Here is a 20,112-nt window from a genome sequence, read left to right on the forward strand (position 1 = left end):
GATCATTACGCCTGTGAGGCAGGCGCGGGCGTTTCCCGCAATGCTGCCAGCAAGGCCGAAGCGCTGGCGCCACGGCAGTCCACTACGGTCGAAGCGCCAGCAGCACGTGCCAGTTCAGCGACCCGGGGGCTCGGTACGAATAACGGCAACTGCGAAAGCACAGGCCAGGCGTCGCCCGCCATTTCACGCAGATGCTCAAAACCCTGTCCACTGCTGACCACCAGCCCGTTCAAGCGTTCCGCCGCAACTCTGTGCACCAGCGTCGAAGCCGGGTAAAGCGGCAGGTTTCGGCGATACAGTGGCAGATAATCGACAGTAGCACCTCGCTCGCGCAAGCGCTCAGCCAACAGCTCTCGGCCATCTTCGCCGCGCATGATCAGCACTTTAGGGTCGTAGCCGGAAATGGCCTGTTCCAGTTGCGCCAGCTCAAGCAGCGCTTCGCTGTCGTCGCCGTGCTCGGGGAAGAACACTTGCAAGCCGTAGTCGTCGAGGATCTGCGCCGTGGCCGCACCGACGGTGAACCACTTTTGCATGGGTGGCTGCGGCCAGACTTCATCGACCCTCTCAAGCCCCAGCCGGGCAGCGGGTTTACTGACGACAATCACTGCACAGTAAGTGGCAAGGTTGTAGATGATCGAGCGACTTTCTTCAGACACCGGCAGTGGTTCGATCTCAAGCAGCGGCAGGCTGGAGCTGAAAACACCCTGCTCGGCCAGCACGTCGGCGACGGCTTTTGATTCTTCTGCCGGCCGGGTCAGCAGCAGGCGCCAACCCTTCACTCTTCGTCCGCCTCGCCGTAGACCGCCTTGAGGATTTTCGCGGCGCCCTGCGCCAGCAACTCCTCGGCAACCTGAACACCCAACGCCTGAGCGTCGACGTGAGGAGCGCGGGCTTCAGCGCGCAGCAACACGCTGCCGCTCGGGTCGCCAACCAGTCCGCGCAGCCATAGCTGATCGTTCTCCAACACGGCGTAGCAGGCGATCGGCACCTGGCATCCGCCGTTGAGGTGTTTGTTCAGCGCACGCTCGGCGGTCACTCGCATGGCGGTGTCGGCATGATGCAGCGGAGCGAGCAACGCGTGCAGCTCGACATCAACGCTGCGGCACTCGATGCCGACGGCGCCTTGCCCGCCGGCGGGAAGGCTGTGTTCGATGCTGATGGGGGCGGTGATCCGGTCTTCGAATCCCAGACGGATCAGGCCGGCAGCCGCGAGAATGATTGCGTCGTACTCGCCGGCATCCAGCTTGGCCAGACGCGTGTTGACGTTGCCGCGAAGGAAATGGATCTTCAAATCCGGGCGCCGGGCCAACAACTGGGCCTGACGGCGCAAGCTCGATGTACCCACCACACTGCCGGCGGGCAGCTCATCGAGGCTGGCAAAGGTATTGGAAACGAAGGCATCGCGCGGGTCTTCGCGTTCGCAGATGCAGAAAAGACCCAGCCCCTGCGGAAAATCCATCGGCACGTCTTTCATCGAATGCACGGCGATATCGGCTTCGTGCTCGATCAGCGCGGTTTCCAGCTCCTTGACGAACAGACCCTTGCCGCCGATTTTCGACAACGGCGAGTCGAGCAGTTTATCGCCACGGCTGACCATCGGCACCAGCGTGACGGCAAGCCCAGGATGAGCCTGCTCCAGCCGGGCCTTGACGTACTCGGCCTGCCAGAGGGCAAGCGCGCTTTTGCGGGTGGCGATGCGGATCTCGCGAGAAGACATGAATCAATCCGTACTGAGTGAATGCGGCGGATAATAACAGCTCGGCCTCACAGGGCCGAATGACTGTATTCAATCTGCACGCATCATGATCTCAATCACGGGATGGACGCCATGCGGCGGCGTGTCGCTCGCCGGGCCTGTCGGATTTCCCTGCAGGGGCGCGCTTGCCCGCGAGCGCATCGTCTCAGTCGAGAGTCTTGTCTGAGATACTTCGCAATTCCAGGCAAGCGCGCTCCTACAATGGTAAGCGATCGGTCAAAGTTGCTGCATCATTTTGCGCACGCCCGCCACGTGCCTGCGACTGACGATCAGCGCGTCACCGTTCAAACCTTTGAGGAACAGCTGGAAATGCCCAAGCGGCGTGCGCTGCAAACGTTCGATACGGTCACGGGCCACCAGCGCATTGCGGTGAATTCGCACGAAACGGTCACCGAATTCATCTTCCAGCGCTTTGAGCGGCTCATCGAGCAACACTTCGCCGTCCTCATGACGCAGGGTCACGTACTTGTGATCGGCAATGAAATAGATCACATGATCCAGCGGGATCAGCTCGATGCCTTTGCGGGTCCGGGCACTGATGTGGCTGCGCGGACCATTACCGCTTTCGGCAGCCGGACGGGTCATCGCTGCAAGCTGCACACGATTGGGCCGTTCGGCCTTGCGGAGGGCTTCGAGAAGGTTTTCCGGACGCACCGGTTTGACCAGATAGCCCACTGCACTGACCTGAAAGGCCTCCAAAGCAAACTCGTCATGCGCGGTGCAGAACACCACGGCAGGCGGCGTATCACGCTCGCACAATTTGGCTGCGACTTGCAGCCCATCCAGCCCCGGCATGCGGATATCGAGTAACACCACATCGGGCTTCAGACTATCGATCAGCGTCAAGGCTTCTTCGCCATTGGTGGCGCTGGGTTCAAGGACCCGATAACCCTCAAGATCTCCAACCATACGGCTCAGGCGATCGCGGGCTAGGGGTTCGTCATCAACGATCAGGACATTCATATTGCTCTGGCTTCCTGCGTGAGTCTCGCACAAGGATAGCGTAGACAGGTGAAGTGACGACCGTCACGGCGCTCCACGCTCAGACTCGCGTGAGGTCCAAAAAGTGCCGTGATCCGGGCGCCGATATTTGCCAATGCCTGCTGGGTGCCGTTTGAAGTCTGTCGCAGAGCGACCTCGTCGTAGGGATTACTGACACGCAATATGAATACTCCCCGTTCGTAGTCCGCCTCGACTCTGACCACGCCTCCTTCGACACGGGGCGCGATACCGTAAATCAACGCGTTTTCAAGTAATGGCTGCAAGGTTAGCTGGGGAATCGGCAAATCGTCGGGAATTGCACTGACGTCCCAGTCCAACTGTAGACGCTCGCCAAGTCGATATTGCTCAATCGATAGATATCGTTTGGCCAACTCAAGTTCTTCGCCCCACGTCGTCAGGCTTCCGGGCTTGCCCAGACTGGCGCGAAACAGGTCGGAAAGGTCCAGCACCGCCTGCTCGGCCTTCGCCGGATCGCTGGTGACCAGACTGGCGATGCTATTGAGCGTATTGAACAGAAAGTGAGGCCGGATCCGCGCCTGCAACGACTCGATCCGCGCCCGCAACTCTGCCTGTTGCTGCTTGCGCCACTGACTCTGCAGATAAAAGTAGCGCAACATCAGCGCAGACATGATCAGCGCAATCAATGAATAGCGAATATAGCGCTCGATCACGCCATCCAGAGACGTGGCTGGCGACACCTGACAGTAATCGGTGACCGCCGTGCAGGCCAGCGTCACCGCGACCACCAGCAGACAGCCGATAGCGCCTGCAACGCCGGCCCTCAGACGCGCCAGCCAGGGCCGCAATCCGCAGAGCAAGGCGGCGGAGAGCAGCACGATCCACTGCACGAATATCGAGATCAACGCCAGTCGCACCCAATTGAAGTCGGGACGCATGGGCTCGATGAGCACCAGAACCAGCACCAGCAGTTCGGCCAGCACGACCAGCACCAGCAGCGCCTGCGGCAGGCACAGTTCCGGCAGGAAGAACTCTTTGCCGGGCGAGGCGCTCTGGCCCGGTGTATTGCGCTCGATTTGCATGATTCAGAGTCTCCGCGCTCGTCCCCGTTCGGGCAAGCAGCCCGGAATAAAAAACCGGCAATGCTGTTATCATCGCCCGCGCCTTTTAAATCGGCCACGCCACTTTCATCAGCACAGTAACCAGTAGAGCAGCGAGCGAATCCATGAGCACCGACAAGACCAACCAGTCCTGGGGCGGCCGCTTCAGTGAACCCGTCGACGCCTTCGTCGCACGCTTCACCGCCTCCGTCACTTTCGATCAGCGCCTTTATCGCCACGACATCATGGGCTCCGTTGCCCACGCTACGATGCTGGCGAAAGTCGGCGTGCTGACCGATGCCGAACGCGACACCATCATCGACGGCCTGAAGACTATTCAGAGCGAAATCGAAGCCGGTACGTTCGACTGGCGTGTGGATCTGGAAGATGTGCACATGAACATCGAGGCGCGTCTGACCGACCGCATCGGCATCACCGGCAAAAAACTGCACACCGGCCGTAGCCGCAACGATCAGGTCGCAACCGACATTCGTCTGTGGCTGCGCGATGAAATCGATCTGATCCTGGCCGAGATCACCCGCCTTCAAGAAGGTCTGCTGGGCCTGGCCGAGCGCGAAGCCGAAACCATCATGCCGGGCTTCACGCACCTGCAGACCGCGCAACCGGTAACCTTCGGCCATCACATGCTCGCCTGGTTCGAAATGCTCAGCCGTGATTACGAGCGTCTGGTCGACTGCCGCAAGCGCACCAACCGCATGCCACTGGGCAGCGCTGCGCTGGCAGGCACCACCTACCCGATCGATCGTGAGCTGACGTGTCAGTTGCTGGGCTTCGAAGCGGTTGGCGGCAACTCGCTGGACAGCGTGTCCGATCGCGACTTCGCCATCGAATTCTGCTCCGCCGCCAGCGTCGCGATGATGCACCTGTCGCGTTTTTCCGAAGAGCTGGTGCTGTGGACCAGCGCGCAATTTCAGTTCATTGATCTGCCGGATCGCTTCTGCACCGGCAGCTCGATCATGCCGCAAAAGAAAAACCCGGACGTTCCGGAGCTGGTGCGCGGCAAGAGCGGCCGCGTATTCGGCGCGCTGATGGGCCTGCTGACCCTGATGAAAGGCCAGCCTCTGGCCTACAACAAGGACAATCAGGAAGACAAGGAACCGTTGTTCGACGCCGCCGACACGCTGCGCGATTCGTTGCGCGCGTTTGCAGACATGATCCCGGCGATCAAGCCCAAGCACGCGATCATGCGCGAAGCTGCGCTGCGCGGCTTCTCCACCGCCACCGACCTGGCGGATTACCTGGTTCGCCGCGGCCTGCCATTCCGCGATTGCCACGAGATCGTTGGCCATGCCGTGAAATACGGCGTGCAGACCGGTAAGGATCTGGCCGAGATGACGCTGGACGAGCTGCGCCAATTCAGCGATCAAATCGAACAGGATGTGTTCGCCGTTCTGACCCTCGAAGGCTCGGTCAACGCGCGGAACCACATCGGCGGCACGGCGCCGGCCCAGGTCAAGGCTGCCGTGGGCCGCGGCCAGCAGTTGCTCGCCAGCCGCTAAGCCCCATCAAACGGGCCGCTCTCATCGAGCGGCCCTCATTGTCAGGACATCGAGAACATCATGAGCGACAAGATCGAAAACGACGAAGAAGAGTTCGCTGAGTCGACCCTGATCCAGGCCATCGAAAACCAGATCGAAAGCGATAACCCGCCAGCGGCCAAGGCCACGTTCAATAAGCTGACACTGGTCGGCTACCCGCGCGAGGAAATCCTGGTGATGATGGCTCACGTGCTGGCGGTGGAAATCGACGGCATCCTGGAAGAGGACCGTCCGTTCAACACCGAGTGGTACGAACAAGCCCTGCGCGCGCTGCCAGAACTGCCGCCAGGCGTGAAGCTGGAAGAAGACGAGTAACGCCCCGCCGCTTTATATGGCTTGCCCGATCCCCTGTGCTCGCAAAGTCTGGTGCACAGATGCTGCAGAGGCTGTGGATGTACCGGCCTCGTCGTGAGCAAGCTCACTCCACCGGGATTTGTAGCGCTGCAGGTTTCGGTGCCACCCCCAAAACCTGTGGGGCAAGCTCGCTCGCGAAGACTGAATTCCAGACGTTACCTCTCCACCGCCTGCACCGGCCTCTTCCCAGCTGAAGCCGGTCCTACAGCCGCCGCGAGTTTTTCGTAGGACCGGTTTTAGCCGGGAAGGCATTGGGTGTTACGCCGTAGATCGAAGGGGGCGCTAGAGACAGTTGGCTCACTCCCAACGATCCGCATCAACCCATTATTCCGAGCTGCGGCGATCATCTTTCGGCGTGATCTGACGACCGGCCAGATACTTTCTGCAAAACCTCCAGACGCTTACTACACTCCAGATGCCTCGCTGCCGCTTGACCACGGGGCCGTCATGTCTGCGATTCCTTCGCCGCGTCATTCAATTAGAAAAAGTCTGGAGCACCTATGTCGTTTACCCCGGAATTGGTTGCTGAACTGGAAATCCTGTCACTGTTCAATCTGAGCAATACCCAGGAGGGTTTGAAGGTCCACCACGTCGCTGCGCCCTCGGCCATCGCGGCCGCCAAAAGACTTTTTGAAAAAGGCCTGACCACTCAGGTCGACGGAGGCTATCTGACCAGTCTCGGACTGGACGCCGCTGAGCACGCACAATCACTGTTGACCATTCTCGCCGTGAGTCAGGAAGCGGCTTGATATCGCCGCTCGCGAGACCTTCGCCAGGAAGCGTGAAATAAAGGTTTCGCGAACCCTTCTTTTGTAAGATGCTGCGCCGATAAAATTATGGCGCCAGAAAAAAGACACGCAGCCACCTGAGCCTCGAAGCCCGATGCTGCCCCTTCTTTACTGTCGTCCTATTCGCCACCCCAAGTAGTGCCGCTCGCCGGCTTCGAGTCGCGATGACGCGTAGTTTCGAAATTCGCCCTGACCTGGATGAGGGCATTGACCGCAAGGTTCTCAGCCAGCTGCGCAACCGCTTTCTGACCCTTAACGAAGGGCGACTGAGTCGCGCCAACGACGGACTGTCCACGCGCCAGCAAAGCGTGCTGACGCTGCTGCCGCTGTTTTTTCACGTCAATCACCCGCTGCTGCCCGGCTATGTGTCGAGCGCCACGCCGGCGGGCGTTTCTCACTATGAACCCGACGCCCACGCCTTGGCAGAAGCCCAGCGGCTGACCCGGTCTTTTTCCTACAAGCCGCGTCGAGGCAATCCGCCCCAGCCGATCCACGGCATTTTTCTGATGGGCAGCCTTGGCACGCTGGCGCAGGCCGATCAGAGCGATATGGACGTATGGATCTGCCACGACTCGGCGTTGTCGGCCGAAAACGTCCAGGAGCTGCGCAAAAAATGCCAGGCGCTGGAAACCTGGGCCGCCACGCAAGGCGCCGAAGCGCATTTTTTCCTGATCGACCCCCAGCGATTCGTCCTCGGCGAGCGCGACGCGCAGCTCAGCGGTGAAGACTGCGGAACGACTCAGCACTATCTGCTGCTCGACGAGTTTTATCGAACCGCGATCTGGCTCGCCGGGCGCACGCCCATGTGGTGGCTGGTGCCGGTGTATGAAGAAGCCCGCTACGCCGAATACACCCATACGCTGCTGTCCAAGCGTTTCATCCGGGCCGATGAAGTCCTCGACCTGGGAAACATGTCGCATATCCCGCCGGGAGAATTCATCGGCGCGGGACTCTGGCAGCTGTTCAAAGGCATCGAATCGCCCTACAAGTCAGTGCTCAAACTCCTGCTGACCGAGGTCTATGCCAGCGAGCACCCACAGGTGCAGTGTCTGAGCATGCGGCTGAAGAAGCAGGTATTCGCCAACCGGGTCGACCTCGACGAGCTCGACCCCTACATGATGGTGTATCGGCGGATCGAGGAATACCTCATCGCCCGGGGCGAGCCGGAACGACTTGAGCTGGTGCGTCGCAGCCTGTACCTGAAGGTGAACAAAAAGCTCACTGGCGCCTCGCGGTTGCGCAACGCCAGTTGGCAACGCTCGTTGCTGGAGCGCCTGGTGAAGGAGTGGCAATGGGACGAGCGTCAGCTCGCCCTGCTCGACAGCCGCAGCCAGTGGAAAGTGCGCCAGGTCTCCAGCGAGCGTCGGGCCCTGGTGGGCGAGCTCAACTACAGCTATCGGTTCCTGACTCAATTTGCCCGCACGCAGAATGCCGCCAGCTCGATCAACAAGCGTGACCTGAATGTGCTGGGACGTCGCCTGTACGCTGCGTTCGAGCGCAAGGCGGGCAAGGTCGAGTTCGTCAATCCGGGCATCGCACCCGACCTTGCCGAGGACACGTTGACGCTGGTGCAATCGCCGAACAAGCGCGAACCCGGCAAATATCAGTGGGGCTTGTACAACGGCAACCTCGGCGTGCACGAGTGGGAGGCTTTCGCGCCGATCAAGCGCAGCCGCGAATTGCTTGAATTACTGACCTGGTGTCATCGCAACAACATCATCGACAGCAGTACGCGACTGGCGCTGCATCCCGGCGCCAGCGACCTGAGCGAGTTCGAACTGTTCAACCTGCAGGGTGCGCTGCAGCAGTCAATCGCCCTGCCATTGGGCATGGTCGACGAAGTTGCGCTGCTCAAGCCCAGCGTGCCGAGTGAGATTCTGTTGCTGGTCAATGTCGGCGTCGATCCGCTCAAGCACCACAAAGACCTGAACATCCTGATGACCACCGAACGCACTGATTCACTCAGTTACGCCGGTGTGCGGGAAAATCTGGTGCTGACCTTCGACCAGATCACGCTCAACAGCTGGAATGAAGTGCTGGTCAACCGTTTCGACGGCCCGCACGCGCTGCTCGACTGCCTGACCGAACTGCTCAACAGCCTGCCGGCAACTGGCAACAAACCGGTCATCCGCGTGCGCTGTTTCTGTCACAACCGGGCACAGGCGATTGCCCAGCGGGTCGAAGAACTGGTCAGCACCGCGCAACTGTTGCTCGAGCGTCGCCTGAATCACCGATATCTCATTCAAGTCCAGCAGCACTATCACGTGCTGGAGATGGTTCCAGGCCAGATCAGCCACGTTGCACTCGACAGCCTGACTGCTCTTTACGACTATCTGGGCGAGGAACTGCCCGCGTACAGCCCGATTCATCTCGATCCGCAGGCTCTGGATGACTCGGATCTGTCGCTGATCATTCCCCATGGCCAGCCGGAGTGCATCCAGGTGTTCTTCCGGATCAACGAGCCGCACGCCGACTTGTATGTGCTCGATGAACACAACGCGCTGTGGCATCAACGCTTGCCTTACCACGACGAACCCAGCCTGCTGATGCCGCTGCAGCGCTTTCTGCAGTCATTGATGTATCGGCGCGGCGCCCTGCTGCCGCTGGACAACCCGCTGGAACCTCAATCACTGGAGACGCTGTATTACCGGATTTCTCCTGATGGCGGCGCAAGGGCGCGGCGCATCGAGCAGCGACTGACGCCGGTGACGCCTACCGACAAACCGTTTTATGACGTTCAGGCAATCATCGAGGAAGCATCGCCCGGTCAGGTCAGCGTGACGCTGTACTGCGATGGAATGGAATATTCCGAGCTCGAGTTCGGCGAGCAGTTGTTCAGCGTCGTGGCACGACAAATCCTCGAGCAGCGCCGCGAGCCGCAACGTTATCGCTGCTACATCACGGACCTGGATCTTTCAGGAATACTGGGCGATACGCGCGGGCAGACGATTCTGTTCCTGCGTTACAAGGCGGAGCTGGAAAAATCGCTGAACGAAGCGATGGATGAGGCTTGAGGGGCGCTCGATTCGGTATCAGGTCTGACAAGACCTTGTAGGAGCGAGCTTGCTCGCGAGAGGCCGGCGCATCCAATAGATGTTCAGAGGCCAAAGTCAGTCTTCGCGAGCAAGCTCACTGCTACAGGGGGGGGGAATTCATCCGAAAGATTCAGCGTTGCGCCCGACGCTGATCGGCCAGCTGCACAATCTCTCGTCTGCGCTCGTCCGTGGCCGCGCGCCATTCTCGGATGTCCTCGACGTGACGCAAACAGCCTGTGCACACCTTCTGTTCATCCAGCCGGCAGACGCTGATGCAGGGCGACGGCACCGCCGGGCTGACGTTGCTGTACAAAGGCTTGGGCGCTTTGACAGGGGCAGTACCGCTCACTATCGGTTTCCGTCGGAGTGACCGTCGACAGCGTCGAACTCGATTTCGACCCCGGCCTGCTTCAAGGCCAGGCGATGCAGCATCTCGCCGAGCAACTCCTCGCTCTTGTCGCACACCCAGCGTTTCTCTTCTTCGTCGTAATCGAAATGGAAACCGCCGGCCACGGCCGCCAGCCACAGCTGACGCAGAGGCTCCTGACGACTGAAGATGAACTGAGTGCCGTTCTCGAATTTCACGGTCAGCACACCGGCCGAACTCTCAAGGTCCAGATCCAGATCGCTCTCGTCGAAGATGTCCTCGAGCTTTTCTTGGGTGGCATCTACCAGGTCGTGAAAGCGGGCTTCGGTCAAACTCATTGCAGGAACCTCGAAAGTGTCTACGGATGGCGCAGCGACGCAAGATACGGTCGCTTCCCGGCAATTGCAAAGCATACCCGCCCAACTGCCGTGCCCTGCGCCAAAAATCCGCTCGCTGGCAGCACGCATATACAGCAGTTGCGTCAAAGCCCCGCCGGACGGGAACTGTGGCGCATAGGCAATCTCACGGGTGGCCGGTATACTCGGGCGCAATTAATGCTTATACAAAGGATTTCGCCATGAAGCGCCTGATTTCCTCCCTGGCCGCGCTCCTCGCTGTCGCGTGCCTGGTCTCTGCCTGCGGTCAAAAAGGTCCGCTGTACCTGCCCGACGATGATTCGTCCGATGGCAGCAGCCAGACCAAATCGCACTCGCACAAGCACCAGACCTCGACTTACTAGGAATCAGCCATGGACGCCTTCAACTACCGCGACGGTGAGCTGTTCGCGGAGGGAGTTGCATTGTCTGCCATTGCCGAGCGCTTCGGTACGCCGACCTATGTCTACTCCCGCGCCCATATCGAGGCGCAATACCGCGCTTATGCGGATGCTCTGAGTGGCATGCCGCACCTGGTCTGCTTCGCAGTCAAAGCCAACTCCAATCTGGGCGTTCTCAACGTGCTGGCGCGTCTGGGCGCCGGGTTCGACATTGTTTCCCGTGGCGAGCTGGAGCGCGTGCTGGCCGCAGGGGGTCAGGCAGACAAGATCGTGTTCTCCGGCGTCGGCAAGACCCGCGATGACATGCGCCGCGCCCTTGAAGTCGGCGTGCACTGCTTTAACGTTGAATCCACCGACGAGCTGGAACGCCTGCAAGTGGTTGCTGCCGAAATGGGCGTCCGCGCGCCGATTTCCCTTCGCGTCAACCCGGACGTCGACGCCGGTACGCATCCTTACATTTCCACCGGCCTCAAAGAAAACAAGTTCGGTATCGCCATTGCCGACGCCGAAGACGTGTACATCCGCGCCGCTCAGCTGCCGAACCTGGAAGTCATCGGCGTCGATTGCCACATCGGCTCTCAGCTCACCACGCTGTCGCCATTCGTTGACGCGCTGGATCGCCTGCTCGACCTGGTCGATCGCCTGAGCGAATGCGGCATCCAGCTGCGCCACCTCGATCTGGGCGGTGGTCTGGGCGTACGTTATCGCGATGAAGAGCCGCCGCTGGCCGGCGATTACATCAAGGCCGTGCGCGAGCGTCTGGAAGGCCGCGATCTGGCGCTGATGTTCGAGCCAGGCCGCTTCATCGTCGCCAATGCCGGCGTGCTGCTAACCCGCATCGAATACCTCAAGCACACAGAGCACAAGGATTTCGCCATTGTCGACGCGGCCATGAACGACCTGATCCGGCCCGCGCTGTATCAGGCGTGGATGGATGTGAAAGCCGTCAAGCCGCGCGATGGTGCAGCTCGTGCCTACGACATCGTCGGCCCGATCTGCGAAACCGGCGACTTTCTGGCCAAGGAACGCGAACTGGCGCTGGCCGAAGGCGATCTTCTGACCGTGCACTCCGCTGGCGCCTATGGCTTCGTCATGAGCTCCAACTACAACACCCGCGGCCGTACCGCTGAGGTGTTGGTCGATGGCGATCAAGCCTTTGAAGTGCGTCGTCGCGAAACCGTGACTGAGCTGTTTGCCGGCGAAAGCCTGCTGCCGGAGTAATCCCATGCTGCTGCGTTTTACCAAGATGCATGGGCTGGGCAACGACTTCATGGTGCTGGACCTTGTGAGCCAGCACGCGCACATCCTGCCCAAGCATGCCAAGCAATGGGGCGATCGCCACACCGGGATCGGCTTCGATCAGCTTTTGCTGGTTGAGGCGCCGAGCAACCCGGACGTCGATTTCCGTTACAGAATCTTCAATTCCGACGGCTCCGAAGTCGAGCAGTGCGGCAACGGCGCGCGCTGCTTTGCCCGGTTCGTGCTAGACAAACGCCTGACCGCCAAGAAGCAGATTCGCGTCGAGACCAAAAGCGGCATCATCGAGCTGGACGTCCGCAACGACGGCCAGATCAGCGTCGACATGGGTGCGCCACGTCTGGTCCCTGCCGACATCCCATTCGATGCACCGCAACAGGCGACCAGCTACACGCTGGACGTCGAGGGCGAACGCATCGAGCTAGCGGCCGTATCGATGGGCAATCCCCATGCGGTCCTGCGCGTTTACGACATCAACAATGCGCCGGTACACGCCCTGGGCCCCAAGATCGAAAACCATCCACGTTTTCCCGCACGGGTGAACGTCGGCTTCCTTCATGTCGTCGATCGTCAGCGCGCGCAGTTGCGCGTCTGGGAGCGCGGCGCCGGGGAAACCCAGGCCTGCGGCACTGGCGCCTGCGCTGCCGCGGTCGCCGCGATCAGTCAGGGCTGGATGGATTCACCCCTGTTGATCGACCTGCCCGGCGGGCGCCTGTCCATCGAGTGGGCCGGCCCCGGTCATCCGGTGGTGATGACAGGCCCGGCCGTTCGGGTTTACGAAGGCCAAGTACGTCTATGAGTGAGCATATCCAATGACCGACCAGCCTCAGACTTCAACCGACACGCCCGGCGTTCCCGACGCTGACAAAGCAGTGCCTGCCCTTGAAGCCGAGGCAGTCGCGGCCTGGCTGCAGCAACACCCGGACTTTTTCGCCGAGCACGACGAGCTGCTCACCAGCATGCGCATCCCGCATCAGCGTGGGGACACGGTTTCGCTGGTTGAGCGGCAGCTGAAACTGCTGCGCGAGCGCAACATCGAGATGCGCCATCGGCTGTCGCAATTGATGGACGTGGCGAGGGACAACGATCGCCTGTTCGAGAAAACCCGCCGCCTGATCCTCGACCTGATGGACGCCACCAGCCTGGAAGAAATCGTCATCGCTGTAGAAGACAGCCTTCGCCAGGAGTTTCAGGTGCCCTTCGTCAGCCTGATTCTGTTCAGCGACAACCCGATGACGGTAGGCCGCTGGGTAACCGGCGCCGATGCCCAGAAAGCCATCGGCGGATTGATCTCCGGCGGCAAAACCGTCAGCGGCGCACTGCGCGAGCATGAGCTGGAATTCCTGTTCGGCAGCGAACAGAGCAAGGAAGTCGGCTCGACTGCGATCGCAGCCCTCAGCCATCAAGGTCTGCACGGCGTGCTCGCCATCGGCAGCCGCGATCCGCAGCACTATAAAAGCTCGGTGGGCACGCTGTTCCTCAGCTACATCGCTGACGTGTTGAGCCGTCTGCTGCCGCGCTTCACAAATTCGCTGCGCTCGGTTCGCTAGTCATGGAACGGCAGCTGGATGCTTACTGCACGCACTTGCGCAGTGAGCGCCAAGTGTCGGGACATACGCTTGAGGCTTATCGCCGGGACCTGAACAAGGTTCTGGCGTTTTGCGAAAAACATCACATCGACAGCTGGAAGGCGCTGGATATTCAGGCCATGCGCAGCCTGGTTGCGCGCCTGCATCAGCAAGGCCAGTCTTCGCGCAGTCTGGCGCGCCTGCTGTCTGCGGTGCGGGGCTTTTATCACTATCTGAACCGCGAAGGCATTTGCGATCACGATCCGGCCAACGGCCTGTCGCCGCCCAAAGGCGAACGCAGGCTGCCCAAGACACTCGACGCCGACCGCACGCTTCAGTTGCTGGAAGGTGGCGTGGAAGATGATTTCCTTGCGCGGCGCGATCAGGCGATTCTCGAACTGTTTTACTCCTCCGGGCTGCGCCTGTCCGAGCTGACAGGACTGAACTGCGAGCAGCTCGATCTGGCCGACGGCCTCGTTCAGGTGCTCGGCAAAGGCAGCAAGACGCGAGTGCTGCCGGTCGGCAGCAAGGCCCGGGAAGCATTGGAAGAATGGCTGAAGCTGCGAGCGCTGGCCAATCCTCAGGACGATGCGGTATTCATCAGTCAGCAAGGCCGGCGCCTGGGGCCGCGCTCGATTCAACTGCGTGTCAAGGCGGCAGGCGAGCGCGAGCTTGGGCAAAACCTGCACCCGCATATGCTGCGTCATTCTTTTGCCAGCCACCTGCTGGAGTCCTCGCAGGACCTGCGTGCCGTGCAGGAACTGCTCGGGCACGCCGACATCGCAACGACCCAGATCTACACCCACTTGGACTTCCAGCACCTGGCCACGGTGTATGACAGCGCCCACCCAAGGGCCAAACGCAAAGGTTCTTCTGACAATGAGCATTAAGCTGATCACGTTCGATCTGGACGACACGCTGTGGGAAACCGCACCAGCGATCGTCGGCGCCGAGACCATGCTGCGTGAGTGGCTGGCCGAAAACGCGCCGAAACTGGGACCGGTGCCGGTTGAGCACTTGTGGGAAATCCGTTCTCGGCTGGTGGAGGCTGACCCAGGCTTCAGGCATCGCATCAGCGCACTGCGACGCCGCGTGCTGTTCCACGCGCTGGAAGACGCCGGATATGCCCCCGCAGAGGCCCAGGACCTGGCGGATCGGGGTTTCGAAGTGTTTCTGCAGGGGCGTCACCAGCTGGATATCTTCCCGGAAGTCGTGCCGACGCTGGAGATCCTCGCCAAGTCCTACACCTTGGGCGTTGTAACCAATGGCAACGCCGACGTGCGCCGATTGGGTCTGGCCGATTATTTCGCCTTCGCGCTCTGTGCGGAGGATCTGGGCATCGGCAAACCGGACCCGGCGCCGTTTCTCGAAGCGCTCAAGCGCGGCAATGCCGACCCGCGCCATGCCGTGCATGTAGGCGATCACCCTGGTGATGACATCGCCGGGGCGCAACAAGCGGGCTTGCGCGCGATCTGGTACAACCCGGGCGGCAAGGCGTGGGAGGCGGACGTATTGCCTGACGCGCAGATCAGCAGTTTGACGCAACTGCCCGAGGTTCTGGCGCGCTGGGGGTGATGGGTAGGGGTTCTTTTCGGGGCGACATACCAATCAAGTCATTGTGCAAGAGCTGGCAACCCGGTGCATCAGGCCATGGCACGGTGAAAAAAATGTGGGCACGAGCTTGCTCGCGAATGGCCCGCAGGGCATCAAAGTAAGCATTCCAACCGGAAAGGCAAAGGGCAAAAGGCAAACGCAGCCCCCAAACACCCAGCCAAAAAAAAGCCCGCAGCGACAGCGGGCTTCTTTCAGCAGGCATCCGACACCCTCAAATAGGGCGGCTACCGTACTTGTTGTCAGGCTTCTTGGGCGGATCGGCGACCACATTGGCCTCCACTTCCTGAATCTTGCCGCCACGCGCGAGGAATTCCTCCATTGCGCGAGCCAGAGCATCACGCTCTTTGTTCTTGGCTTCAACGCTAGGCAACTCATCGACCGAGACAGCGGCCTTGGCCTTGCCTTTGGCTGGCGTAGCCGCAGCTTCGGGGCTGTCTTCTATGTCCGCGACGTCGTCATCGGGCGCAGCAGCAAGCTCCTCACCGTCCTCTTCGTCTTCCAGACCGTCTTCAACCAGATCGTCGTTGTCATCGTCGCTCATGTTCTACCTCATGACTTGCGAAAGCAGATTAGTTATAGCCCAGCTGCGCTTAATTTCTAAGACAGCCGGAAAAAATTCAACCACCGCCGACAATCAGCGGTCTTGCCCCTCTCCCTGAAGGGTGGCGAGGACTTTACGCGCACCGCCTGCATCGCGATGCTCTCCTAAATAAACACCTTGCCAGGTTCCCATCGCCAGGCGCCCGTCCGTTACCGGTACAAGCAGCTGACAACCCAGCAGGCTGGCTTTGAAGTGCGCTGGCAGGTCGTCCGGACCTTCGTCATCGTGTTCATAACCGCCATTGCCCTGAGGCACCAACCGATTGAAGAAACGCTCGAAGTCGCGACGCACTGCCGGGTCGGCATTCTCGTTGATCGTCAACGAGGCCGAAGTATGTTGCAGCCACAGGTGCAACAACCCAACCCGACAATCCCTCAGACCCGGAAGGCCTGCAATGATCTCGTCGGTTACCAGATGAAATCCGCGAGGCCTTGCCCGCAGCGTGATTCTGGTCTGTTGCCACATACGCTTCTCCGCCCTTCGGCGCGCATTCTAACGCGCTGAAAAAAAAAACAAAGCGTGCAATGAATGACGTTTTCAACAAGCCCGGAACAGGGGCAGCAATCGCAGCGCAAGACCCTGAATACGGCCGCGATGACCCGAAAACGAGCACGCTTGCCGAAGGCTTGAACGCCTCTGGCTGACCAACCTCCCTATCGACAAACGCCAGACAAAAAAATGCCCGGAGAACCGGGCATTTTTTTACAGCCGTGATTACAAGTTGTAGCCACGCTCGTTGTGTTGCGCAAGGTCCAGACCGACCGCTTCTTCTTCCTCGGTGACACGCAGGCCCATGACCGCGTCCAGCACCTTAAGGATGATGAAGGTCACGATCGCGGTGTAGATGATCGTGAAGCCTACGCCTTTGCACTGAATCCAGACTTGAGCGGCGATGTCGGTCACAGTACCGAAACCACCCAGCGACGGTGCTGCGAAGACACCGGTCAGGATCGCGCCGAGGATACCGCCGATACCGTGGACGCCGAAGGCATCCAGGGAGTCGTCGTAGCCCAGCTTGCGTTTCAGGCTGGTGGCGCAGAAGAAGCAGACCACGCCTGCAGCCAGGCCGATGATCAGACCGCCCATCGGGCCGACAGTACCGGCGGCTGGCGTAATGGCAACCAGACCGGCAACCACACCCGAGGCGATACCCAGAGCGCTTGGCTTACCGTGAGTCAGCCATTCAGCGAACATCCAGCCCAGTGCAGCGGCGGCGGTGGCGATCTGGGTGACCAGCATTGCCATACCGGCAGTGCCGTTGGCCGCAGCGGCGGAACCGGCGTTGAAACCGAACCAGCCTACCCACAGCATCGCTGCGCCGACCAGGGTGTAACCCAGGTTGTGCGGAGCCATCGGAGTGGTTGGGAAACCTTTACGCTTGCCCAGCACCAGGCACGCTACCAGACCGGCCACACCGGCGTTGATGTGAACAACGGTGCCGCCCGCGAAGTCGAGCACGCCCCAGTCCCACAACAGACCGCCCACGCCGCTCCAGACCATGTGCGCGATTGGCGCGTAGACCAGAGTGAACCAGATGGCCATGAAGATCAGCATCGCGGAGAACTTCATGCGTTCTGCGAATGCACCGACGATCAGGGCCGGAGTGATGATTGCGAAGGTCATCTGGAAGGTGACGAACACAGCTTCCGGGAACAGAGCTGCAGCGCCAGTGATGCTTGAAGGGGTGACGCCTGCAAGGAACGCCTTCGACAGACCGCCCACGAAGGAGTTGAAGTTAACGACGTTGGCTTCCATACCGGTGGTGTCGAACGCCATGCTGTAGCCGTAAACGACCCACAGGATGCTGATCAGGCCGGTGATGGCGAAGCACTGCATCATTACCGAAAGAACGTTTTTCGAGCGGACCATGCCGCCGTAGAACAGCGCCAGGCCTGGAACGGTCATGAACAGAACCAGAGCTGTGGAAGTCAGCATCCAGGCGGTGTCGCCTGAGTTGAGTACAGGGGCTGCCACTTCGTCTGCCGCCATGGCCAGGCCAGGGGTTACGAGGGACAACAGGGCTCCTAGCCCTGCGAGTTGACGCAGAGTCATATTGTTTTCTCCTGGGGCGTTGTGTTGGGCGGCTTAGATTGCGTCGGTATCGGTTTCGCCGGTACGGATGCGAATAGCCTGTTCCAGATTGACCACGAAGATCTTTCCGTCACCGATCTTGCCGGTGTTGGCCGCTTTGGTTATCGCTTCGATAACGCGGTCCAGATCCTTGTCATCAATCGCAACATCGATCTTCACCTTGGGAAGGAAGTCGACTACATATTCCGCACCGCGATACAGCTCGGTGTGGCCTTTCTGACGTCCGAAGCCTTTGACTTCAGTTACCGTGATGCCCTGCACGCCGATTTCGGACAACGACTCGCGTACGTCGTCCAGCTTGAACGGCTTGATGATGGCAGTGACTAGCTTCATGAAACTTTCTCCCGAATTGGTGGACTTGCCCCAGGAAAACAAACCCGACTCAAGTCTAAGCGCAGTGTCTGGCTTTGTAACGCGTCGATGGCCCGAAACAGACCTGACCAACTCCAGAAAACCGCTTCTGACGAAACACTTCCCCGCTCCGCCTGCCGCACTGCATTCGTCACAGCGACTGCATCAGTGCATGGGTCATATGCCACTAAGCAGAAAGCTTGCCATTTCGTGAAATCCCGCGAATTACGGCGCGTTGATCGCAATCACGCGCTTGTAGATCGCCACCATGCACGGCGCCCGCACAACAACAGTGCGCACGTGCACGACGCGATGCGCGAAAACCGTGCAACATTCATCGGGCAAAAAGACGGTAGACGCTGCGTGCTACACTGCCGCCCATCTGATTCTGGAATATGACCATGCTCGCGCCCAAAGCTTTTCTCGATGCCCTGAGCGGCCACGCCTCGCGTCTGTTCAACGGCGAAACCCCGGTCCCACGCAATGAGTTCGAAACCCAGTTCAAGGCACTGCTGCAAAGTGGCTTCAGCAAGCTCGATCTGGTCAGCCGGGAAGAGTTCGACAGCCAGATGATCGTCCTTGCCCGCACCCGTGCCCGACTTGAGGCACTGGAAGCAAAGATGGCTGAACTGGAAGCGCAACTGGCGGCGCAACCGAAGGAGTGAGGCAAAGACATGCACCGGCGCGGGCCGGGCATGTCGGTGTGTTCAAGCGCAGTGCGCCGCGCGTCGGGCCTGCGCCGTTATGGTCGCTCCCGCGTAGCTCATGCATCGCTCAAGCCGCCAATGGCGGGGCTCGCCTCAACCTTTCGCCACACTGAACCCTGAAAACAGACTCGTTGCCGGATTGTGATCGCCTTCATTGCGGTACTGCCCGAATTTGGCGTACGAATCGCTGCTGTGGGTATCGAACATGGTGGAGATGCCTTTCTTGTCGAAGACGTTCTCGCCGTTCTTGCTTACCGAGATTTCACCGTTGCCGACGCCGCGTTTGAAATCGATCTGAAAGTCCGCCCACTTGCCCACGTCCTTTGCGGCATCCCCAGGCTTGCCGATGTTGAACACCTTGGACGGCGCATTGCTGTCTTCGCTGGTCTTGAGGTGCAACTGATACTGCCCGTCCTTGGATGCCAGCCACGCGCGCGGACTGGGCTTGGCATTGTTGTGGTCAAGCACCTGGAAGAAGGTGCCGTCGTTGTTGGATTCGCGCTTCATCCCGAACTTGAAGCTGTACGGCTGCCCTTCCTGAAGCTTGGTGCCGTCCTTGATCTCGGCGCGCGGACTGGTTGAGTGTTCGGTGTAATGGCCTTTATTGAAATCGACCTTGATCACATCGCCGCGCTCAGGGTCTTTGGCCATCCCAATGTGGTCCTCGGGAGACTTCTGAACGCTGAGCTGGTTGCCCAGCGAATGCTCGGAGAAATTACCGCTTGCCGGGCTGGCGCCGCTGCTCTTGCCCGTCGGCGACGCGCCTTCCGGGGCGGCTGTTTTACTGGCGAAATGGCTCCCTGAGCCACCGCCGATCTGGCCCGCGCCACCTCCGCCACTGCCACCCCCACCATTGCCACCGACGCCTTTGACGCCCGAGCCCTGATCGTCGGCAGGACTCGTCCCTCCCTGCATCAGCGCCTGCAGACGTTGAATCATTTCTTGAATCAGCGAGACCAACTGCGTCAGCGGATCGGTCGGAGCGCCGCTTGCCAGTGCATTGCTGCTCTGAGGCTGTTGCAGCGCGTTGGCCGGTCCGAAATTGATCTGTGAGTTCTGAGGCTGGGACGTAAAGGAAACCGCATTGCCTGTCCCTCCAGCCAACCTGCTTCCAGGCTGCTGGTCAGCCGCCGGTCGTGGCTGAGTACTCGACAGATCGAGCGGCGTTGTGCGAATCGATGGGGTTATTGAATTCATGATCTAGTCCTGTCGCAGGGATCGGAAGCTGC

General features: G+C 60.2%; 22 protein-coding genes. 11 read left to right on the top strand and 11 right to left on the bottom strand.

Annotated elements, in window-relative coordinates:
* Positions 1 to 5 precede the first annotated feature (5 nt).
* The 4 genes from AAGQ88_RS25935 to AAGQ88_RS25950 form a co-directional block, all read right to left on the bottom strand.
* Complete coding sequence (locus AAGQ88_RS25935; RefSeq protein WP_342653994.1) at positions 6 to 779, bottom strand: uroporphyrinogen-III synthase; 774 nt, start codon at positions 777 to 779, stop codon at positions 6 to 8.
* Complete coding sequence (gene hemC, locus AAGQ88_RS25940; RefSeq protein ID WP_342653995.1) at positions 776 to 1,717, bottom strand: hydroxymethylbilane synthase; 942 nt, start codon at positions 1,715 to 1,717, stop codon at positions 776 to 778. The genes AAGQ88_RS25935 and hemC overlap by 4 nt, the downstream gene beginning before the upstream one ends.
* 255 nt (positions 1,718 to 1,972) lie before the next feature.
* A complete protein-coding gene (locus tag AAGQ88_RS25945; protein ID WP_093466028.1) occupies positions 1,973 to 2,719 on the bottom strand; it encodes a LytTR family DNA-binding domain-containing protein in 747 nt (248 codons plus the stop codon).
* Complete coding sequence (locus AAGQ88_RS25950; RefSeq protein ID WP_342653996.1) at positions 2,716 to 3,798, bottom strand: sensor histidine kinase; 1,083 nt, start codon at positions 3,796 to 3,798, stop codon at positions 2,716 to 2,718. The genes AAGQ88_RS25945 and AAGQ88_RS25950 overlap by 4 nt, the downstream gene beginning before the upstream one ends.
* A gap of 143 nt (positions 3,799 to 3,941) precedes the next feature.
* On the opposite strand from AAGQ88_RS25950, the gene argH reads away from it, so the two are divergent.
* From argH to AAGQ88_RS25970, 4 genes are all read left to right on the top strand, one after another.
* Complete coding sequence (gene argH, locus AAGQ88_RS25955) at positions 3,942 to 5,336, top strand: argininosuccinate lyase (protein ID WP_285426526.1); 1,395 nt, start codon at positions 3,942 to 3,944, stop codon at positions 5,334 to 5,336.
* A 60-nt stretch (positions 5,337 to 5,396) separates the two neighbouring features.
* The gene (locus AAGQ88_RS25960) at positions 5,397 to 5,690 is read left to right on the top strand and encodes a hypothetical protein (protein ID WP_285426525.1); all 294 of its coding nucleotides are present in this window, start codon (positions 5,397 to 5,399) and stop codon (positions 5,688 to 5,690) included.
* A 539-nt stretch (positions 5,691 to 6,229) separates the two neighbouring features.
* Entirely contained in the window at positions 6,230 to 6,478 is a 249-nt protein-coding gene (locus AAGQ88_RS25965) for a TIGR02647 family protein (protein ID WP_093466040.1), read from the top strand.
* Between the two features lie 203 nt (positions 6,479 to 6,681).
* Positions 6,682 to 9,531, top strand: coding sequence for a class I adenylate cyclase (locus AAGQ88_RS25970; protein ID WP_342653997.1), 2,850 nt, complete (start codon positions 6,682 to 6,684; stop codon positions 9,529 to 9,531).
* Between the two features lie 151 nt (positions 9,532 to 9,682).
* Here the strand turns inward: AAGQ88_RS25970 and AAGQ88_RS25975 are convergent, their stop codons facing one another.
* Positions 9,683 to 9,901, bottom strand: a complete 219-nt coding sequence (locus tag AAGQ88_RS25975; RefSeq protein ID WP_285426523.1) for a DUF1289 domain-containing protein — start codon at positions 9,899 to 9,901, stop codon at positions 9,683 to 9,685.
* On the bottom strand, positions 9,901 to 10,257 hold the full coding sequence (gene cyaY, locus AAGQ88_RS25980; protein WP_285426522.1) for an iron donor protein CyaY: 357 nt from the start codon (positions 10,255 to 10,257) through the stop codon (positions 9,901 to 9,903). Before cyaY ends, AAGQ88_RS25975 begins: the two co-directional genes overlap by 1 nt.
* A gap of 239 nt (positions 10,258 to 10,496) precedes the next feature.
* Between cyaY and AAGQ88_RS25985 the strand changes: the two genes are divergently transcribed.
* The 6 genes from AAGQ88_RS25985 to AAGQ88_RS26010 are packed head-to-tail and all read left to right on the top strand — an operon-like array spanning position 10,497 to position 15,094.
* Positions 10,497 to 10,658, top strand: a complete 162-nt coding sequence (locus tag AAGQ88_RS25985) for a lipoprotein (protein WP_037016591.1) — start codon at positions 10,497 to 10,499, stop codon at positions 10,656 to 10,658.
* A 9-nt stretch (positions 10,659 to 10,667) separates the two neighbouring features.
* Entirely contained in the window at positions 10,668 to 11,915 is a 1,248-nt protein-coding gene (gene lysA / locus AAGQ88_RS25990) for a diaminopimelate decarboxylase (protein ID WP_342653998.1), read from the top strand.
* A gap of 4 nt (positions 11,916 to 11,919) precedes the next feature.
* Entirely contained in the window at positions 11,920 to 12,750 is an 831-nt protein-coding gene (gene dapF, locus AAGQ88_RS25995; protein WP_285426519.1) for a diaminopimelate epimerase, read from the top strand.
* A gap of 13 nt (positions 12,751 to 12,763) precedes the next feature.
* Positions 12,764 to 13,501 carry a DUF484 family protein gene (locus AAGQ88_RS26000; protein WP_285426518.1) on the top strand — a complete coding sequence of 246 codons (738 nt, stop codon included), beginning with the start codon at positions 12,764 to 12,766 and terminating at the stop codon, positions 13,499 to 13,501.
* A gap of 2 nt (positions 13,502 to 13,503) precedes the next feature.
* On the top strand, positions 13,504 to 14,409 hold the full coding sequence (xerC, locus tag AAGQ88_RS26005; protein WP_285426517.1) for a tyrosine recombinase XerC: 906 nt from the start codon (positions 13,504 to 13,506) through the stop codon (positions 14,407 to 14,409).
* Entirely contained in the window at positions 14,399 to 15,094 is a 696-nt protein-coding gene (locus tag AAGQ88_RS26010) for an HAD family hydrolase (RefSeq protein WP_342653999.1), read from the top strand. Before xerC ends, AAGQ88_RS26010 begins: the two co-directional genes overlap by 11 nt.
* A gap of 250 nt (positions 15,095 to 15,344) precedes the next feature.
* On the opposite strand, the gene sutA is transcribed toward AAGQ88_RS26010, so the two are convergent.
* The 4 genes from sutA to glnK all read right to left on the bottom strand — a co-directional run bounded on the left by sutA (position 15,345) and on the right by glnK (position 18,158).
* Positions 15,345 to 15,674 carry a transcriptional regulator SutA gene (gene sutA, locus AAGQ88_RS26015; RefSeq protein ID WP_093466065.1) on the bottom strand — a complete coding sequence of 110 codons (330 nt, stop codon included), beginning with the start codon at positions 15,672 to 15,674 and terminating at the stop codon, positions 15,345 to 15,347.
* A gap of 93 nt (positions 15,675 to 15,767) precedes the next feature.
* Positions 15,768 to 16,199 carry a secondary thiamine-phosphate synthase enzyme YjbQ gene (locus AAGQ88_RS26020; protein ID WP_093466068.1) on the bottom strand — a complete coding sequence of 144 codons (432 nt, stop codon included), beginning with the start codon at positions 16,197 to 16,199 and terminating at the stop codon, positions 15,768 to 15,770.
* Positions 16,200 to 16,448: 249 nt separating this feature from the next.
* The gene (locus AAGQ88_RS26025) at positions 16,449 to 17,786 is read right to left on the bottom strand and encodes an ammonium transporter (RefSeq protein ID WP_093466071.1); all 1,338 of its coding nucleotides are present in this window, start codon (positions 17,784 to 17,786) and stop codon (positions 16,449 to 16,451) included.
* A gap of 33 nt (positions 17,787 to 17,819) precedes the next feature.
* On the bottom strand, positions 17,820 to 18,158 hold the full coding sequence (glnK, locus tag AAGQ88_RS26030; RefSeq protein WP_002555808.1) for a P-II family nitrogen regulator: 339 nt from the start codon (positions 18,156 to 18,158) through the stop codon (positions 17,820 to 17,822).
* Between the two features lie 419 nt (positions 18,159 to 18,577).
* On the opposite strand from glnK, the gene AAGQ88_RS26035 reads away from it, so the two are divergent.
* Complete coding sequence (locus AAGQ88_RS26035; protein ID WP_093466074.1) at positions 18,578 to 18,841, top strand: accessory factor UbiK family protein; 264 nt, start codon at positions 18,578 to 18,580, stop codon at positions 18,839 to 18,841.
* Positions 18,842 to 18,976: 135 nt separating this feature from the next.
* Here AAGQ88_RS26035 and AAGQ88_RS26040 read toward each other — a convergent pair whose 3' ends face one another.
* The gene (locus AAGQ88_RS26040) at positions 18,977 to 19,987 is read right to left on the bottom strand and encodes a heparin lyase I family protein (protein WP_342654000.1); all 1,011 of its coding nucleotides are present in this window, start codon (positions 19,985 to 19,987) and stop codon (positions 18,977 to 18,979) included.
* Positions 19,988 to 20,112 lie beyond the last annotated feature (125 nt).

The organism is Pseudomonas sp. F3-2, assembly GCF_038804275.1.
Classification (GTDB): domain Bacteria; phylum Pseudomonadota; class Gammaproteobacteria; order Pseudomonadales; family Pseudomonadaceae; genus Aquipseudomonas.

Bases quoted from the DNA above. Each gene is read 5' to 3' on its own strand.
- AAGQ88_RS26000 (WP_285426518.1), top strand. From the start codon at position 12,764: ATGACCGACCAGCCTCAGACTTCAACCGACACGCCCGGCGTTCCCGAC.
- AAGQ88_RS25950 (WP_342653996.1), bottom strand. From the start codon at position 3,798: ATGCAAATCGAGCGCAATACACCGGGCCAGAGCGCCTCGCCCGGCAAA.
- sutA (WP_093466065.1), bottom strand. From the start codon at position 15,674: ATGAGCGACGATGACAACGACGATCTGGTTGAAGACGGTCTGGAAGAC.
- lysA (WP_342653998.1), top strand. From the start codon at position 10,668: ATGGACGCCTTCAACTACCGCGACGGTGAGCTGTTCGCGGAGGGAGTT.
- AAGQ88_RS25960 (WP_285426525.1), top strand. From the start codon at position 5,397: ATGAGCGACAAGATCGAAAACGACGAAGAAGAGTTCGCTGAGTCGACC.
- AAGQ88_RS26020 (WP_093466068.1), bottom strand. From the start codon at position 16,199: ATGTGGCAACAGACCAGAATCACGCTGCGGGCAAGGCCTCGCGGATTT.
- AAGQ88_RS25965 (WP_093466040.1), top strand. From the start codon at position 6,230: ATGTCGTTTACCCCGGAATTGGTTGCTGAACTGGAAATCCTGTCACTG.
- AAGQ88_RS26010 (WP_342653999.1), top strand. From the start codon at position 14,399: ATGAGCATTAAGCTGATCACGTTCGATCTGGACGACACGCTGTGGGAA.
- argH (WP_285426526.1), top strand. From the start codon at position 3,942: ATGAGCACCGACAAGACCAACCAGTCCTGGGGCGGCCGCTTCAGTGAA.
- glnK (WP_002555808.1), bottom strand. From the start codon at position 18,158: ATGAAGCTAGTCACTGCCATCATCAAGCCGTTCAAGCTGGACGACGTA.
- AAGQ88_RS26035 (WP_093466074.1), top strand. From the start codon at position 18,578: ATGCTCGCGCCCAAAGCTTTTCTCGATGCCCTGAGCGGCCACGCCTCG.
- AAGQ88_RS25945 (WP_093466028.1), bottom strand. From the start codon at position 2,719: ATGAATGTCCTGATCGTTGATGACGAACCCCTAGCCCGCGATCGCCTG.
- cyaY (WP_285426522.1), bottom strand. From the start codon at position 10,257: ATGAGTTTGACCGAAGCCCGCTTTCACGACCTGGTAGATGCCACCCAA.
- dapF (WP_285426519.1), top strand. From the start codon at position 11,920: ATGCTGCTGCGTTTTACCAAGATGCATGGGCTGGGCAACGACTTCATG.
- AAGQ88_RS25970 (WP_342653997.1), top strand. From the start codon at position 6,682: ATGACGCGTAGTTTCGAAATTCGCCCTGACCTGGATGAGGGCATTGAC.
- AAGQ88_RS26025 (WP_093466071.1), bottom strand. From the start codon at position 17,786: ATGACTCTGCGTCAACTCGCAGGGCTAGGAGCCCTGTTGTCCCTCGTA.
- hemC (WP_342653995.1), bottom strand. From the start codon at position 1,717: ATGTCTTCTCGCGAGATCCGCATCGCCACCCGCAAAAGCGCGCTTGCC.
- xerC (WP_285426517.1), top strand. From the start codon at position 13,504: ATGGAACGGCAGCTGGATGCTTACTGCACGCACTTGCGCAGTGAGCGC.
- AAGQ88_RS25985 (WP_037016591.1), top strand. From the start codon at position 10,497: ATGAAGCGCCTGATTTCCTCCCTGGCCGCGCTCCTCGCTGTCGCGTGC.